Origin of the sequence: Gordonia amarae NBRC 15530 (genome assembly GCF_000241345.1) — a bacterium.
In the GTDB taxonomy this organism is placed as follows: Bacteria; Actinomycetota; Actinomycetes; order Mycobacteriales; family Mycobacteriaceae; genus Gordonia; species Gordonia amarae.
On sequence record NZ_BAED01000003.1, the window covers coordinates 1 to 16,902 of the forward strand.

Annotated in this window: 12 protein-coding genes; 9 read left to right on the forward strand and 3 right to left on the reverse strand. The window is 68.3% G+C overall.

Features of this window, described 5'->3' with window-relative positions:
• Window positions 1-213: 213 nt before the first annotated feature.
• The gene (locus tag GOAMR_RS23385; protein ID WP_005181053.1) at window positions 214-2,079 is read left to right on the forward strand and encodes a serine/threonine protein kinase; all 1,866 of its coding nucleotides are present in this window, start codon (window positions 214-216) and stop codon (window positions 2,077-2,079) included.
• 75 nt (window positions 2,080-2,154) lie between these two features.
• Here the strand turns inward: GOAMR_RS23385 and GOAMR_RS00275 are convergent, their stop codons facing one another.
• The gene (locus tag GOAMR_RS00275) at window positions 2,155-3,783 is read right to left on the reverse strand and encodes an ABC-F family ATP-binding cassette domain-containing protein (RefSeq protein ID WP_005181056.1); all 1,629 of its coding nucleotides are present in this window, start codon (window positions 3,781-3,783) and stop codon (window positions 2,155-2,157) included.
• Between the two features lie 236 nt (window positions 3,784-4,019).
• Between GOAMR_RS00275 and GOAMR_RS00280 the strand changes: the two genes are divergently transcribed.
• The 4 genes from GOAMR_RS00280 to GOAMR_RS00295 are packed head-to-tail and all read left to right on the forward strand — an operon-like array spanning window position 4,020 to window position 9,479.
• Complete coding sequence (locus GOAMR_RS00280; RefSeq protein WP_005181059.1) at window positions 4,020-6,074, forward strand: glycosyltransferase family 2 protein; 2,055 nt, start codon at window positions 4,020-4,022, stop codon at window positions 6,072-6,074.
• Window positions 6,071-8,380, forward strand: coding sequence for a hypothetical protein (locus GOAMR_RS00285; RefSeq protein ID WP_005181061.1), 2,310 nt, complete (start codon window positions 6,071-6,073; stop codon window positions 8,378-8,380). The genes GOAMR_RS00280 and GOAMR_RS00285 overlap by 4 nt, the downstream gene beginning before the upstream one ends.
• A complete protein-coding gene (locus tag GOAMR_RS00290) occupies window positions 8,380-8,571 on the forward strand; it encodes a hypothetical protein (protein WP_005181062.1) in 192 nt (63 codons plus the stop codon). The genes GOAMR_RS00285 and GOAMR_RS00290 overlap by 1 nt, the downstream gene beginning before the upstream one ends.
• Entirely contained in the window at window positions 8,565-9,479 is a 915-nt protein-coding gene (locus GOAMR_RS00295) for a glycoside hydrolase family 16 protein (RefSeq protein WP_005181066.1), read from the forward strand. The genes GOAMR_RS00290 and GOAMR_RS00295 overlap by 7 nt, the downstream gene beginning before the upstream one ends.
• On the opposite strand, the gene GOAMR_RS00300 is transcribed toward GOAMR_RS00295, so the two are convergent.
• Complete coding sequence (locus GOAMR_RS00300; RefSeq protein ID WP_170319092.1) at window positions 9,434-10,729, reverse strand: lipopolysaccharide biosynthesis protein; 1,296 nt, start codon at window positions 10,727-10,729, stop codon at window positions 9,434-9,436. The two genes, GOAMR_RS00295 and GOAMR_RS00300, sit on opposite strands and share 46 nt — an antisense overlap.
• Complete coding sequence (locus GOAMR_RS00305) at window positions 10,726-11,586, reverse strand: glycosyltransferase family 2 protein (protein ID WP_005181070.1); 861 nt, start codon at window positions 11,584-11,586, stop codon at window positions 10,726-10,728. The genes GOAMR_RS00300 and GOAMR_RS00305 overlap by 4 nt, the downstream gene beginning before the upstream one ends.
• A gap of 273 nt (window positions 11,587-11,859) precedes the next feature.
• Between GOAMR_RS00305 and GOAMR_RS00310 the strand changes: the two genes are divergently transcribed.
• The 4 genes from GOAMR_RS00310 to GOAMR_RS00325 all read left to right on the forward strand — a co-directional run bounded on the left by GOAMR_RS00310 (window position 11,860) and on the right by GOAMR_RS00325 (window position 16,833).
• Window positions 11,860-13,113 (forward strand): hypothetical protein, encoded by a 1,254-nt coding sequence (locus GOAMR_RS00310; RefSeq protein ID WP_005181073.1) that lies wholly within the window; start codon window positions 11,860-11,862, stop codon window positions 13,111-13,113.
• A gap of 142 nt (window positions 13,114-13,255) precedes the next feature.
• Window positions 13,256-14,512 (forward strand): glycosyltransferase family 2 protein, encoded by a 1,257-nt coding sequence (locus GOAMR_RS00315; protein ID WP_005181077.1) that lies wholly within the window; start codon window positions 13,256-13,258, stop codon window positions 14,510-14,512.
• 135 nt (window positions 14,513-14,647) lie between these two features.
• A complete protein-coding gene (locus GOAMR_RS00320) occupies window positions 14,648-15,895 on the forward strand; it encodes a 4-hydroxybenzoate 3-monooxygenase (RefSeq protein ID WP_005181079.1) in 1,248 nt (415 codons plus the stop codon).
• A gap of 113 nt (window positions 15,896-16,008) precedes the next feature.
• Complete coding sequence (locus GOAMR_RS00325) at window positions 16,009-16,833, forward strand: 2-amino-3,7-dideoxy-D-threo-hept-6-ulosonate synthase (RefSeq protein WP_005181082.1); 825 nt, start codon at window positions 16,009-16,011, stop codon at window positions 16,831-16,833.
• The last annotated feature ends 69 nt before the right edge of the window (window positions 16,834-16,902 follow it).

Consider the following 16,902-nt stretch of genomic DNA (forward strand, 5'->3'; position numbering starts at 1 on the left):
CCGACGACCTGACCGCGGTGCTCGATCTGGTGGAGGAGTCGGTACGCATCGAGCGGTAGGCGAAACGCGCACGCCCTGCCCGGGTGTCGTGTCGTTCGACCGAAGGGTCGACGTCGCGCCACCTGGGTTCGGGCGGTACCTCTTGGGTAGGGTCAGGGGCATCCGACGATCCCGACACCGTCACCCATCATTCCCGGCCCGGAAGAGCACGCAATGAAACCAGGTGCAGTCTTCGCCGAGCACTACCGCGTGCTCTCGCAGCTCGGCGTGGGCGGCATGGGCGAGGTGTACCTCGTCGAGAACGTCCGGCTCGGCCGCCGCGAAGCACTCAAACTGCTACACACCACCGGCGATGACGAGGCGGTGACCCGGTTCGAGCGTGAGGCGCGCACCGCGGCCCGCCTCAGTCACCCGTCCATCGCCGGCATCTACCACTACGGCACCGAGGACGGCCGACCGTGGTTCACGATGGTGTATGTCGAGGGTACCGACCTCACCAATGCCACGCTCACCGACGCCGAGGCCATCACGGTGCTGCGTTCGGTGGCCGAGGCCATCGACTACGCGCACGATCAGCACGTGGTGCACCGGGATATCAAACCGGCCAACCTGATGGTCAGCCGCAACCGCAGCGGCCGGATCGACCGCGCGTATGTCCTCGATTTCGGGATCGCCCGCCCCGAGGGTGATCCGCGGATCACGCACGCCAACATGTACATCGGCACCGTCGCCTACTCCGCGCCGGAGACGTTCGCGGGTGACGCGGTGGGTGCCTCGGACATCTACTCCCTGGCGTGCACGGCCTTCGAACTGCTCAGTGCGAAGACACCGTTCGACGCCGACACGGTCACCCAGCTGATGATCGCCCATGCCAGCTGGCCGCCGGCCAAACTGTCGCAGTACCGGGAGGACCTGGCAGCGGCCGATCCGGTGTTCGACCGGGCGCTGGCAAAGGAGCCCGAGGACCGCTACGGATCGTGCGTGGAGTTCGTCGACGCCCTCGAGCAGGCGATCCGGACGTCCCCGACCGGCGGTTCCGGCTCTGCGGCGTTCCCCGTACAGTCCCCGGGTGGTCCGGTATCGGGACCGCAGAGTGGCTTCGCACCGCAACGCGACCCGCGGACGCCACCCCCGTCCGGGCCGCATGCCCCCCATCAGGCTCCCCCGGTGTCGAATCCTCCCGGCTCGAACCCACAGGGTGTGCCCGTCTACGGTTCCACTCCGCAGACACCGATGGGCTACACACCCAACCCCCAGTCGTCCAGTCCCCAGTCGTCCAACCCCCAGTCGTCCAACCCGCAGAACCTCATCCCCATCCAGACGCCACAACACCCGCCATCCCAGCACCCCACACCTCCGCCGGGCCGGCAGGGTGGCTACGGCTATGGCCCGGGAGTCCAGGGCACTCCGCCGTACGGTGGCGGTGTCGCAGGCGGTCAGGGTCCGGGTGGCACGTCTCCCCTGGGCCTGTATTCGGGCGCACAGGCCACCGGCGGTCAGCCGTCGGGTGGCACCGGGTCGGGCGGTATGTCGAAGAAGGCGCTGGGCTGGTTGATCGGCGCCGGCGTCCTCATCCTGGTGGTGGCGATCGTGGCGTTCGTGCTGATCGGTCGTTCCGGCGGCGGCGATGGTACCGATGATCCGGTGGCCTCGTCCTCGTCGGTGAGTTCGTCGTCGGTGTCGTCGACGGCCAACACCGCCGGAACCATCGACTCGTCGGGGTATGTGTTCAACGGTTCGGCCACCGGCACCCCGCGCAGTTGCCGCTGGATCCGGGTGGTGCCGCTGGCCACCGCACAGACCGGCAAGTACGGCAAGATGTCCAGCGAGATCGTCAACCAGCTCGGCTGCATCAACGTCAAGCTGGAAACGGTGATGAGCCGCTGCAAGGAGCTCATGCCCAACGAGTCCGGCTACTGCGCCTTCTGGGATCCGCAGGGCGTGCTGTCAGGCAAGGCGCAGTCCGGTCGCCCACTGCTGATCATCCTGCGCAAGACGTGCCTGGACCGCGAGAACAAGACCAAATGGTCTGCGGGACCCATCGGCGACGACTGCATCACCTACCCCAAACAGCCCTGAGCGCCCCACATCTGCGCGCCGGGCGTCAGGTGTGGGTGAAACCGGGCAACTGACCTGGCCGTCGAGCCGTCGGGATCAGGCGAGTTCGATCAGTTCCTGGTACTCCTCGCTCCAATGGTCCTCGGTGCCATCGGGCAGCAGTATCACTCGTTGTGGGTCGAGAGCGGCGGCCGCACCCGGGTCGTGGGTCACCAGCACGACCGCTCCCTTGTAGGAACGCAGGGCGTCGAGGACTTGTTCACGCGAGACCGGGTCGAGGTTGTTGGTGGGCTCATCCAGGAGCAGCACGTTGGCGGCCGACGAGACGAGACCGGCCAGCGCCAGGCGTGTCTTCTCACCGCCGGACAGGGTTCCGGCGGGCTGGTCGAGTTGTGGGCCGGTGAACATGAACGCGCCGAGCAGCCCACGCAGATCCTGCTCACCGGCGTCGGGGGCGGCGTGCCGGATGTTCTCCCACACGCTCGCATGATCGTCGAGAGTGTCGTGTTCCTGGGCGAAATAGCCGATCTTGCAACCGAATCCGGGTTCGAGCTGCCCCAGGTCCGGCTTCTCCACGCCCGCCAGGATCTTCAGCAGCGTGGTCTTGCCCGCACCGTTGAGACCGAGCACCACCACGCGTGAACCCTTGTCGATGGCCAGGTCGACGCCGGTGAAGATCTCCAGGGATCCGTACACCTTGGTCAGGTCGCTGGCCATCAGCGGCGTACGGCCACACGGGGCGGGTTCGGGGAACCGGATCTTGGCGGTCTTGTCGGCCACCCGCTCGTCGTCGAGGGCGTCGATCATCCGGTCGGCGCGTTTGAGCATGTTCTGCGCGGCGGTGGCCTTGGTGGCCTTGGCGCCGAGTTTGGCGGCCTGCGCGCGCAGCGCCGACGCCTTCTTCTCGGCGTTGGCACGTTCACGTTTGCGCCGCTGTTCGTCGGTGGCGCGGGCGTCCAGGTAGCGCTTCCAGCCCATGTTGTAGATGTCGGCCTCGCCGCGCACCGCGTCGAGGAACCACACCCGGTTGACGACGTCGGCGAGCAACTCGACGTCGTGGCTGATCACCACCAGCCCGCCGTCGTGGTTCTGCAGGAAGCCACGCAGCCAGGTGATGGAGTCGGCGTCGAGGTGGTTGGTGGGCTCGTCGAGCAGGAGCGTGGTGTCGGACTTGCCGGAGCCGTCGGAGGCCGCGAACAGGATCCGCGCCAGCTCGATGCGCCGGCGCTGACCACCGGACAGGGTGCGCAGCGGCTGGGCGAGCACCCGGTCTGGCAGGCCGAGACTGCTGCAGATGCGGGCGGCCTCGGACTCGGCGACGTAACCGCCGAGCGCGGCGAAGCGTTCCTCGAGGCGGCCGTACTTGGCGACGGCCTTGTCGCGGACCTTGTCGTCGGCCGACTCGGCCATCAGCGCCTGCTGCTTCTCCATCTGGTGCAGGATCGCGTCGAGGCCGCGGGCCGAGAGCACCCGGTCCTTGGCGATCACATCCAGATCGCCTTCCTTCGGGTCCTGCGGCAGGTAGCCGAGTTCTCCGCTGCGCAGGATCGCGCCGGCGTAGGGTTCGGTCTCCCCCGCCAGGATGCGCAGCGTGGTGGTCTTACCGGCGCCGTTGCGCCCGACGAGACCGATGCGGTCTCCGGGCTGGATGCGTAGCGCCGATCCGGGCGCCGACAGCAACGTCCGCGCACCGGCTCGGACCTCAAGGTCGGTCGCGGTAATCACGACGGGCCAGTCTACCGGTGATACGTGATCAAACCCGCATCGTTTGTCGGTGCCACGCTACGACCGCATCCAGCGTGTCCACGGCTCACCACGCATACACAGGAAATCAGAGCGACGCAGGTCACGACGATCAGCCAAAAGCGGTGGATACCACATCACCGACCACCCAGGTTGGAAATAAGACAGCACACCACTAGGCTAGGTTAGCCTCGCCTCATACGACGGAGACACCACCTGTGCCAACATTACTCCCGATCGGCAGACCCTCGCGCAGTCCCAGTCTGTGCACGGTCATCTGCTGTTACACCGCGCAGCGGTGGGATCTGCTGATCGACGGAATCGGCGCGGCGGCAACCCAACTCCACGAAGGCGACCGGCTCGTCGTGGTTGTCGACCACAACCCTGAACTGCAGGCACGCCTCATCCGGCATTTCGGTGCCGACGGCGCCTTCCCCACCGACGACGCACCGGATCTGCACGTCGTCGCCAACACCCAGACCAAGGGCCTGTCCGGGGCCCGCAACACCGGCATCGACCACGCCGATCAGGACGTGATCGTCTACCTCGACGACGACGCCGTCCTGCGCCCCGGCGCGCTCGATCACCTGCGTTCGGTGATGCACTCGCGACCCGAGGTGGTCGCCGTCGGCGGTGGCGTCCACGCGGCCTGGGAAGGACGCACACCGCGCTGGTTTCCCGACGAGTTCGGCTGGGTCGTCGGCTGCGACTATCGCGGCATCGCCGCCTCGGGCAGCCAGGTGCGCAACCCGATCGGCGCCGCGATGGCCGTCCGCAGACCCGAACTGGTCAAGATCGGCGGCTTCAGCTCCGCTCTCGGCCGCGTCGGCACCCTGCCCGTGGGCTGTGAGGAAACCCTGATGGGTATCGAGCTGCGCAACACCTTTCCCCGGTCCACGGTGATCCGGGACAGCGGGTTCGCCGTCGACCACCACGTGCCGCAGGCCCGCCAGACGGTCGGCTACTACCTGTCACGGTGCCGTCATGAAGGCCGCTCCAAGGCCAAGTTGAGCGCCATCGCAGGCCCGGAATCGGCGTTCTCCGCCGAGACCTCCTACCTCACCCGCACCATCACCAGTGGGGTGGTGCGCTACCTCGGGCAGTTCGGCCGCGGCGACATCTTCGCCCCGGCGCGCCTGCTGATCATGGTCCTGGGTGTGTTCGCGACCGGCATGGGCACCGTGCTCGGAACGGTCGGCAGCGGCGTGGGAAGGTCCCGGCGCCGGGCGCGCACCCTGCCGACGCTGACCAATCCGATCACCCGCGAGGACCTCGTCTCGATCGTGATCCCCACCGTCGGCCGCGATCAGGTACTCAAGACGGTGCGGGCGGCGTTGGCACAGCAGGAGGTGAACCTCGAGGTCATCGTCGCCGACAACCGGCCGGGCACCGGCGACACCACCCGGATCCTGTCGGTCATCGACGACCCGCGCCTGCGGATCGTGCCCGAACCGGTTCCAGGCGCCTCCCGGGCCCGCAACACCGGCATGGCCGCCGCCCGCGGGACCGTCATCGCCCTCACCGACGACGATGCTATCCCCGAACCCCGTTGGGCCGCACAGATTCTCGATGTGTTCGTGCGTGACCGCACCAGGTCGATCGCGATGGTCACCGGCCGGGTGGTGAGCACCGAATCCCCCACCGAACTGCAGACCATGTTCGAGGACGGGGGCATCTTCGACAAAGGTGACGACGCCAAGATCTGGACGATCGAACAGCGGCCACATCTCGATGATCTCGCCGGCTATGCCGAACACCGGGTGTTCTTCCCCTACTCCACGGGCCCGGTCGGGGGCGCCGGCAACTGCGCGATCGCCCGCGAGGCGGCGGGCGACATCGGCGGCTTCGACGAGCGGCTGGGACCGGCCACCCCGACGCTCGGCGGCGAGGACCTGGACTACCTGCGCACCGCGCTGTTCCGGAACTGGGCGATCTATTACCAGCCGAGTGCCGTGGTGAGCCATTACCACCGTGACAACCTCGCCGACCTGCGCACCCAGTGCTGGGGTTACGGCACCGGCATGTCCGCGTGCCTGACCAAACTGGTGGCCTCCCGCCACCTCGCCGGGCTGCTGCTCAGGTTCCCCGCCGGGGTGCGGGAACTGTTCGCTCCCGGTTCCAACCTGAATTCCCGGTACCCCGACACCTGGCCCTTCCACCTGCGCGTCATCGAGGTGTCCGGCTACCTCGCTGGCCCCCTTCTGTACGCGAAAAGTGCGTGGAACGTCCGCAGGCGAGCCACCCGAACGAACCACCTGGGAGATCGCACGTGACTTTGGTCGACCGGCCCGGCCCGGGCCCCTCCGACATCACCGAGACCGGAAGACACCGGCTCGACGACCTTCAGACCGCCGTGGCGACCCCGGCCGCACGGCCCGTGTCCTACGGCTGGCATCCCCGCGCCGCACTGTGGACAGCCCTCACCGTCGCGGCCGTCGCGCTCGTCGTCGCCGTCCTGGACTGGTCGGGTGTCGCCGTTCCCGGTGTCATCCGGATCCCCGCGGTGCTCCTCGCGGTCTTCCTGCTGCCCGGCGTGCCGATCGTGGTGGCGCTGCGCATTCCCGGTCGCGCCCTGGCCACGGCCCTGATCGTGTCCGCGTCACTGTCGGTGAACATCCTCGTCACCCAGATATCAATGGTGCTCGAGCAGTGGCATTCGGCGCAGACCCAGACCATTCTGCTGGTCGTCGGGCTCGTCGCGTCGATCGCCGCGTTCCGGACGGTGCCCGCTGACGTCCGCACCGGGCCGCTCGGTCTGGCCCGGGCGCACTGGACCCCGACCCGGCTGGCGATGCTCGCCGCGCTCGCGGTCTCGCTGGCTCTGTTCATCGTCGCCGCACGCGGCCTCGACATCCTGCAGGCAGGTCCCTACGGGGTGATCTCGCTGGTCGGACCGTGGTACTTCCTCGGTCTGCTGCTGCTGGTCGCCACGATCGTCCTCACCCTGCGCGCCGGGCACATCGATCACATCGTGATGACCGCGGCCGCCGCCCTGGCCGTCGTCTACAACACGATGCTGGTCGCGGTGGCCACCGGTGAGGCGTCGGTGCCCACCGCCTTCGTCCACCGCGGATTCGTCTCGGTCCTGGCTGCATCACACCGGCTGCCCGATCTGGAGGACGCCCGCTATAGCTGGGCCGGTTTCTTCTCGCTGGCCACCCATATCCAGGAGTCGGCAGGGTTCACCGATCTGACCGACGTGCTGTTCTGGGCGCCGGTCGTGTTCGGTCCCCTGATGTGTTTCGGCCTGTACGCCATCGCGTGGGCGATCGGCGGCAATGCCCGCATCGCCTGGATGGCGGTACTGCTGTACCAGGCGTTCAACTGGTATCAGCAGGACTACTTCGCCCCCCAGGCCGTCGCAGGCCTCGGCTATGTCGCCATCCTGGGCACGATGCTGTGGCAGCTGCGCCGCTCCCCGCTGCCGGCGCCGGCCGGGCTCGACCGGGTCCTTCCCGGCCGGCTGGGCGAGGTGCTCAGCCTCGCCCGGCGCACCCCGGGACGGGTGCCGGGCTTCGGTTCGGGGCGGACGCCGGCCGTCGGCGCCACCCTGCTGCTGATCATCACCGCCAACACCGTGTCGCATCAGATGACGCCGATGCTGACCGTGCTCGCACTCGCCGCCTTCGCGGTCACCGGTACCACCCGATACCGCACTTTGTGGCTGGCGGCCGGCCTGGTGTTCGCCGCGTGGTTCAGTTACGGCGCCACCGATTTCTGGATGGGACACCTCAACTCGCTGTTCAACGAGGTCGGCCAGATCGGCTACTCGGTCAACCGCGGCGTGGGCCAGCGCCTCAACGGCGACCCCACCTACAAGAGCATGCAGTACCTGCGGATAGCCGCCTCCGGTGCCTTTGTCGTCGTGGCGTTCATCGGCTGGCTCACCTGCCGGGGCCGGCGAGCCTGGCTCGTGTCCGGCCTGCTGTGCGCCGCGCCGTTCGTGCTGGTGACGCTGCAGAGCTACGGCGGCGAGATGATCATCCGTGTGTTCCTGCTGGCCTCCCCCACGCTGGCGCCGTTCGTGGCCATCGCCCTGGTCAAACTCTCGCGGAAGCTGCGCCGCCTGCCCACCGTGCTGGTCACGGTGGTGGCGATCATCCTGACGCTGGGGATGGGTGTGCTCGAAACCACCAACCGCGGTCTGAACGCCGCGTTCGAGGCCTCCACCCCGGCCGAGGACGCCCTCACCCAGGGACTGATCAACAAGATCCCGCCGAACTCGTCGGTGATGGTGTTCAGTCACGCCCCGCATTCGGTGGGTGCGCGCCGCGCGCTGGACCCCGACAGCCCGATCGTCGGCTACATCGACAGCTTCCCGTGCCTGGACAACCTCGCGCAATGTACCGAGAACCGGCAGCCCGACTACGTGCTGATCACCCACCAGGGCATCGAGATGATGGACCTGCAGCTGGGTAAGCCGGCCGAGGAGATGGAGTCCGATATCGCCGCGCTCGAGAAGCTCGAGGACTACACGATGTTCATCGAGACCGATTCGGTGCGGATTCTGCACTTCGTGGATGCGCCGGCGGTGGACCTGTCGGCAGAACTCGCCCGTTCCGAAGGTAAGGACAACTGATGGCCGCCGCCATGCTCATCTTCGCCGGTATCTTCATCGTCGCCGGAGCCGTCCTGCAGGAACGTGAGGTCGGTGACCGGGGTTCGGTGGGCCGCGGTGCGATCGCCCACGCGATCGGCGCGGGCACCCTCGTCTTCACGGTTTTCGCCGCCATCCTGACGTTCCAGCGGCTTGTCGAGCTGGCATGGTGACAGCGCGCGCCCGGCGGGTGCGACCGGCCGTCGTCGCCGCCCTCGCCGCCGGTCTGGTCCTCACCTCGTGTGGTGATTCCGGTGGAAGCGATTCCGCCGCTGATGCATTGAACTGCGACCATCGCGCGACGATCAGCGGTGTGGCACCCCCGCACGCGATCGAGGGCACCTGGCAGTCGGTGTTCATCGATGACTTCAACCGGTGCGAGCTCGGCGAGAACTGGTCGGCCTACGACGGCCGTCCGGGCGGCGCCAAGTACGGCAAGTGGCATCCGTCGATGGTGTCGATCGACAACGGTGCGCTGCGCCTGCACAGCAAACGCGACGGTGACGACTGGAAGATCGGTGGCGTGTCCAACTGGCCGGTGACCCAGAAATACGGCCGCTGGGAGGTGCGGTACCGGGTCGAACGCAGCGCCGACATCTCCTACCACTTCCTGTTGTGGCCGCAGAACGAGAAATGGCCACCGGAGATCGATTTCGCCGAGGATGTGTCGTCCGGGCGCGACGAGATCACTGCCTTCCTGCACTGGAAGGACGGCAAGGAGAAGCGAAAAGCCAAGGCGCACATAGCAGGTGACTTCACCGACTGGCGCACGGTCGGCGTGGAGTGGGCGCCGGGCATCGTCCGTTATCTCCTCGACGGCAAGGTGTGGGCGATCTCCCGATCGCCGGACCGCGCCCCGACCACACCGATGTGGCTGGGTCTGCAGATGGGTGCGGGCGCCTGCGCGCTGCGTGCGGAATGGGGCATGGCGCCGTGCACGCGCGCCGAACCGCGGCCACTCGAGTCCTCGGTCGACATCGACTGGGTCGCCGTCTACGACGTGATGACCTCGTACGCGTCGCTGGACAAGAGCGGTTACTTCGACAACGCCCCCGGCGCGGTCGATCTGACCGACTCCTGATCGGGGGTCGGGCCGGTGCGGACGAATGCGCGCACCCCCCGGATGAGTGGGACGATCACCAGCAGCACGATCAGCGCCTCCGAAGCGATGGTGGACCAGCCGACGGCGACGATCCCGTGGCCGCCGAGCAGTGCGGTGGCGAGTCCCAGGTTGACGAGCGCCCCGGCGACCTGCGCGGCGAGCGCGGGCCACAGCCGGTTCCGGACCCTGCTGACCGCGACGAAGATGAGCCCGACCGCCGCGAGCGGCAGTGCCGCCGACGCGACCCGCAGGAGCGGGGTCCCGTTGTCCGCGTAGTCGTCGCCGGCCAGGCGCAGGAACAGCGGCCCGATCGTCGACAGCCCGGCCGTCGCCGCGCCGGCGACACCCATCATGATGGCGATGAAACGGTAGGTGAGGTGGCGCAGATCGGTGCTGCCGGCACTCGCCTCGGCGACGTACGGCCCGATCAGCATCGTCAGCAGCACGATCACCGCGGTGATGAGCTGCCACACCATCGCGAAGTAGGCGTTCTGTCCGGCGCCGACCTGGCCGATCACGATCATCGGCAGCAGCAGTGGCGTCAGCGAACTCGCCACATAGATCCCGTAGTTGCCGACGATGAACCGCCGCTGGTCACGCCAGGACGGCAGCACCTGCGGCACGGGCACGACAGCGCGGCGCCGGATCTCCCGGATGACGATCACCCACAGGATGACGGCCCCGATCAGCGCGGTCAGCACCCACGTTGCCACGATCCCCTGCCGGCCCGCCACGGCTGCGACAGCCGCGGCCGCAACGAGTTTGACCACCGCGTGCACGATGTTCTTGGCAGCCGACCACTCGGCACGTTGCAGGCCGATACAGACGTGGTCGATCAGTGCGAACAACGACAGCGAGGCGACCGCCACCGGGAAGAAGGCCATCTGCCACACATCGGCGAACATCTCCTCGACCGGCCCGAACGCGAGGAATCCGGCGGCCAGTAATCCGCCGAACAGCACACCGACGGCGAGTCCGTCGGTCAGCAGCCGCGCCGACGCCGGCCCCGCGACCGGCAGGAACCGCTCGAAGTACGCACCGAGACCGAGGTTGCCGAAGGCGGCCAGCATAGACGCCGCGAAGACGACCGCCGCCGCCGCACCCACCTCGGTGGCGGGATACAGCCGGCCGATCACGATCCAGTAGATCAAACCCAAACCGGCCGTAGCGATCCCGGAGATCGCTACGGCCAGTGAGTTTCGGGCTATTCCCGGCTGGGAGGGGCTCACCCGGCCAGTTCGTCGGCGGTGGCCGCGACGGCGCTGCCGGCCCGGACCCCGTGCCGCACAGAAGCGCGGTGTGCCTTCCAGTGCTGCCATTCCTGGCGGATGGTGCGCAGCACGCGCATGCCGTCGCTGTAGGCGTTCAGATTGCTGCGGCCGTGCAGGCGAGGTCCTTCGAAGCTGCCGACCTCGGTGATCTTGATACCCGCGGTGGCCAGGCGCACGTTGATGACGGTCTCGATCTCGAATCCGTCGCCCCACTGCGCCCGCGAGTACTGCGTGGGCGGCAACTCCATGAGCTCGGCGTGACGCGACCAGAAGGCGTTGTACCCGTAGCAGAGGTCGGAGAACTTGGTGTGGAAGGCGACGTTGACGATCGTGTTCAGGCCCTTGTTGCCGATGCGGCGCAGCGTGGTGATGTCGGTGCTGCCGCCGCCGTCGACGAAGCGGCTGCCCTTGGCGAAGTCCGCGCCGTCGGTGAGCGCCTTGACGAACAGCGGGATCTCGGCCGGATCGGTCGAACCGTCGGCGTCGATCATCACAATGATGTCGCCGACGCAGGCCTCGATGCCGCAGGCGAGCGCGTTGCCCTTGCCGGAACGGCTCTGGACCACGAAAGTCGCTTCGGGCCACAGCGATTGGGCGACGGCCACCGTGTCGTCGGAGGAGTTGCCGTCGACGAAGACGATCTGGTCGATCCCGCCGGGCATGCGGTGGGCGACGTAGGGCAGGTTCTTGGCCTCGTTCATCGCGGGGATGATCACGGAAACCGTCGGCCGGCTCTGCTGCGCGGCGGAGTCCGCTCCGACCGGTAGCTCGGTCACGTTGTCGGTTCGTCCGTCGTTACCGGAAGCGTCGTGCATGTCTGGACCCTGTCGTTGCTGAGGTTCTCGTAGCTGAGGTTCTCGTGGCCGAGGTGCATGGCCGAGGCTCTAAGCGATCATTAAGCTACGGCTATTTAACAAGGCTAGCCTAATCAAAACAAGGTGGTCCTAAGTGAGTGCCCTCACAGCCGTCCCGCCGGTCGGCCGCCCACCGGCTGTACGGCTTGTCCGGTTTGGCTACGGTGATCGGGTGATCATGCCCGCGTCCCCACCGCCGCGTCGCCCTGCACGGCACCGGCGACCGTTCGGCCGATGCCGGTGACCGGACCCCGAATCGGGCTGAGCGACCGCATCCACCTCGGCGAATCCGCAACTGCACTCATCGGGCCCGTCGACCTCCCGGATCTGGAAACGGTGCGGAGGAACCTCGACGCATTCGCATCGTTCGGCCCCGCGACCCGCATCGCCCTGCGCCCCGACCCGGACGGCCGCCGCTGGATCCACGACCCCCGGCGTCTGCTCGACACGATCGAGGTCGTCGACGAACCGGCAGACCCCCTCGACCTACTGGTGCCCGACGGCCGGCCGAACGCACCGATGCGGATCACCCTCGCGGGCAGGTACCTGCGTACCGACCACGAGCATGGGGTGGGTGAGATCCGGTTCGGCCTCCTCGCGCACCAGATCATCACCGGGGCGGTGTCCCCCCAAGACCCGGTGATGCTCGCGCAGATCTCCCGGCGCTGGGACGGTCTGGCAACGGCCGGGCTGCGGGTCTTCGGGTCCCGTCCCACCCGGGTGTTCGACGTGCTCCGATCGATGCGCGAAACCAAGCGCACACCGGCCGGGCCCGAGTTCCCCATCGATGCGGGCGCCCCCGCCACGACGCCACCGCCGAACCTCGGACCGCACACCGTGGCCGTGGCCGCGATGCCGGCGGACGCTCTCGGTGACCTTCGGGCGTGGCGGGATGCGACGCTCCCGGGCACCAGCCTGTTCGCCCTGGTCGTCAGCGGACTCACCCGTGCCCTGGTCCGGGCGGGTATCACCGTCGACGACGTCGGCACCCTGCCGGTCGACCTGCGCAGGTACCTGCCGCGCGGCACCAACCCGTTGGCGAATTTCGTCTCCGGAATCCAATTACCCCTGCGGGACGGGAATGATCCGGCTCGCCTGCACGACGACCTGACCGCCGCCGTCGCGTCGGGGCGCCCCATCGTCTCCCTGGCCCGGGTCACCGCACTCTCGCGCGCGGCGCAGTTGCTGTCTCCGGACGGCCGGCACGCCACGATGCTGCCCCCGAAGACGCCGCTGGTGTTCACCGGGATTCAGGCCCACCAGCAGCTGATGGACAGCTTCCCCTGGATCGACCGGGACAATTCGGTGTATGTGACCGGCACCCGTCCCGCGGTCCCGAACGGCATCACCCTGCAGTCGGCGACCATCCACGATCGCCTGCTGATCAGCGCGTCCTTTCAGCCCGAGCTGCATTCACCCGAACGCATCCGCGAGGCGCTCACCGCGTTCGCGACCGACCCGGCCGGTGTGCTGCACCGTCCTGGATAGCAAGTCGTCCGGAATATGGAATTTCGCAAACCCCCCATCCTTTAGATTAGGCTAACCTCTGATCCGGACCGGAGTGGCCGGAGAATGACCGCTGTGGTCGCCGTATCGCCCCTCATCGTTGATTGGATTCGAGCATCTGCGCATGATTCCCGAAGTCACCCTCAGCTCACCCATGACGCCCGGCGGGGCACCGAGCTGGCCGGGCGCCGTCTGGATCGGGGTGGCCGACATCGCGGACCTGCTCCGCGACGGCCGGACCGGACAGTTCCTCGGAGTCGTGCCGGATGTCGAGGGCTATGCGAGCGCGCGGATCCTGATCCGGGACGGGCTGATCCCGCTGGAGTTCGCGCACGTTCCGCTGGTCAACGGCCGCGCGCTGCTGCCGATTCCGGAAACGGAGACACCTGCCGCGACCTCGGCACTGCCACCGATGTCGGTGGTCCTGTGTACCCGCGAACGACCCGACGATCTGCGCGGGGCCCTGAACTCTCTGCTACGGGTCGACTACCCCGACTTCGAGATCATCGTCGTCGACAACGCGCCTGTCACCGACGGCACCGCTCGCGTCGTCGCCGCGATCGATGATCCGCGAGTGCGCCGCGTGGTGGAGCCGATCGCCGGCCTGTCGGCCGCCCGCAATGCCGGAGTGCACGCCGCCCGGCACGACATCATCGCCTACACCGATGACGACGTGGTCGCCGATCCGGGCTGGCTGCGCGGACTGGCGACGGGGTTCACCCGCGCCGACGACGTCGCCTGCGTAGCGGGTCTGGTGCCGAGCGGCGAACTGCGCACCCTCCCTCAGGCCTACTTCGATTGGCGGGTGTCCTGGGCCGACAACATCGAACCCCGGGTGTACCGGCTGTCGGACCCGCCCGAGGATGTACCGCTGTTCCCGTTCCAGATCGGGCGCTTCGGCACGGGCGCCAATTTCGCGGTCCGCCGAGACGTGATCGTCGACCTCGGCCTGTTCGATGAACGGCTCGGCGCGGGTACCGCCACCCGCGGCGGCGAGGACCTCGACATCTTCTTCCGGGTGTTGGCATCGGGACACTGTCTGGCCACCGAACCCTCGTCGATCATCTGGCACCGGCACCGCAGCGACAACGACGCGCTGCTGGCTCAGGCCCGGGGCTACGGCCGAGGTCTCGGCGCGTGGCTGACCAAGGTCGCACTGGACAAGGGCCACCGGCGCCTGGCCCTGTCGGTGCTGCGGCACCGTGGCCGCGCGGTGGCCAGGGCGGGGCGCGCCTACTGCGCGATCGCGGCACCCCCGCCGGCGTTCCTGCAGGATGTACCGCGCTCGGTGGGGCGCACCGAGGTGTTGTCGGTACTCGGTGGCCCTAAAGCGCTGTGGCATGAGCAGCGCCGGCTCCGGGCCCGGCAGGCCAATCCATGATGTACCCCGTTCGGTTGAACCGTCGGCAGCGTAACCCGATCCGGCCCCCTCGTTGCTGTCGTCCTCAGCCACCGTTAAGCTGACGACCAATCCAGTGCAATCAAGGCAAGCCTAAACAAAGCAAGGTGATCCTCAGTGACCAGCGACCCGACACTCGACGACCGGGTTCCGTCCCGTACCCAGGTCGCGATCGTCGGCGCCGGACCGGCGGGCCTCACCCTCGGACATCTGCTTCACCTACAGGGCATCGGCTCGGTCATCCTGGAACGCAGCAGCCGCGAGCATGTCGAGCAGCGCCTGCGCGCGGGCATCATCGAGCAGCCCAGCGTCGATCTGCTGGTCTCCGCCGGCCTCGGTGACCGACTGCTGCGCGCGGGCATGGTGCACAGCGGCTTCTACCTGCGCTATGACGACAGCACCCACTACCTGGACTTCCACCCGCACACCGGGCAGCACGCCACCGTCTACGGCCAGCACGAACTGGTCAAGGACCTGATCGCCGCCCGGATCGGGACCCGCCGTCCGCTCCTGTTCGACACCGAGGTCACCGCCATCTCCCCGACCGGGCCGACCGCATCGGTCCGGTACCGGACCGCGGCCGGCGAGCACACCCTCGAGGCCGACTTCGTGGTCGGCGCCGACGGTTTCCACGGTGCCGGCCGTGCGGCGATTCCCGCCGAGGTCCGGGGTGAACTCATCCGCGAATACCCGGTGGCCTGGCTCGGCATCCTCGCCGAATCGACCCCTGCGGCGCCGGAGGGGATGTACTGCCCACACCCCAACGGCCTGTCCGTGCACAGCATGCGCGGCCCCAAGCTGTCCCGGCAGTACCTGCAGGTGCCCGCCGGCACCGAGCTCGGCGACTGGAGCGACGAGCAGATCTGGGACGAGCTGTCGCTACGCTGCTCGGCCGCCGACGCCGCGCCGCTGGAGACCGGGCCGATCATCGAACGGTCGCTCGCTCCCCTGCGCAGTTACGTCTCGAGCACGATGCAGTACGACCGGTTGTTCCTGGCGGGCGACGCGGCGCACATCGTGCCGCCGACCGGCGCCAAGGGACTCAACCTGGCCATCTCCGATACCTGTGTGCTCTCGCACGCCCTGGGTGCGGCACTCAATCACGGCAGCACCGAACACCTGGAGCGTTACACCGCGACGGCCCTGCCGCGCGTGATGGCCGCGCAGCGGTTCTCGGCGCTGCTCACCACCACGCTGCACGCACTGCCCGGCGACGGTTTCACCGAGGCCCTGCGCCGCGCGACGCTCGACCGTTGGGTCGGTTCGCAGGCCGCCCAGCACGAGCTCGGCGAGGTGTACCTCGGCCTGCCGTTCGCCACCGCCCCGACGTTCGGCAGCCCGATCGGCGCGGGAGCGCCGGCGTGAGCGCGGATGCCGGTGTGGCACAGATCATGCCACCCGCTTTGTAAGTTTGGCTAGGCTAGCCTAAGCTTTTCGGAAGTATCGCGAAAAGCCTCAAATCGGTCGCAGGAGAACTCATGGACACCCAGCACGCACTGGCCCGCGCCACTCTCTCAAGCGGTAAGGCCCTGCGGTTGGCGCGCATCAGCGATCCCGCGACCCGCCGCGCCCACATCGTGCCGATGGACCACTCGGTCACCGTCGGCCCGCTCGGCCCGGTCGACCACACCGAACGCATGGTCTCCCTCCTGGCCCGCACCGGCATCAACGCCGTGGTGCTGCACCGCGGCCGGATCAACCATGTGCCGGTCGACGCGTTCTCCAGCATCGGGCTCATCGTCCACCTGTCCGCGGGTACCTCGCTGAGCCTGGACACCGACGCGAAGGTGCTCGTCTCCAGCGTCGAGGCGGCGGTGCGCTCGGGTGCCGACGCCGTCAGCATCCACGTCAACATCGGCTCACACAGCGAGCGTCAGCAGCTGGCCGATTTCGCCACCGTCGCACGCGAATGCGAGGCGCTCGGGGTGCCGCTGCTGGCCATGATGTACGCCCGCGGGCCGCAACAGTCGGGGCCGTCGTCGGCCGCCACACTCGCCCACCTCGCCGCCATCGCCACCGACCTCGGCGCCGACATGATCAAACTCGACTACGCCGGATCGCCCGCGGCCATGCAGGCCGTGGTGGCATCGACACCGGTCCCCGTCTATGTGGCCGGTGGCCCCACCATCAGCGACGACGCCGCCATCGCACTCGGCGCGGAGATCATGTCCAGCGGAGTCGCCGGCCTGAGCTTCGGCCGCAACGTCTTCGACGCGTCCAGCCCCGTCAGGGTCGCGAGCGCGCTCGCCCGGATCGTCCACCAGCGCATCGGCGACACCGAGCGCGTGGCCGCACTCGCCTGATCACACCAGCCCAGCACCACGGCCCGGCATGACCAGCCGGCACACCTCACCACAGCAGAAAGTCAGGTC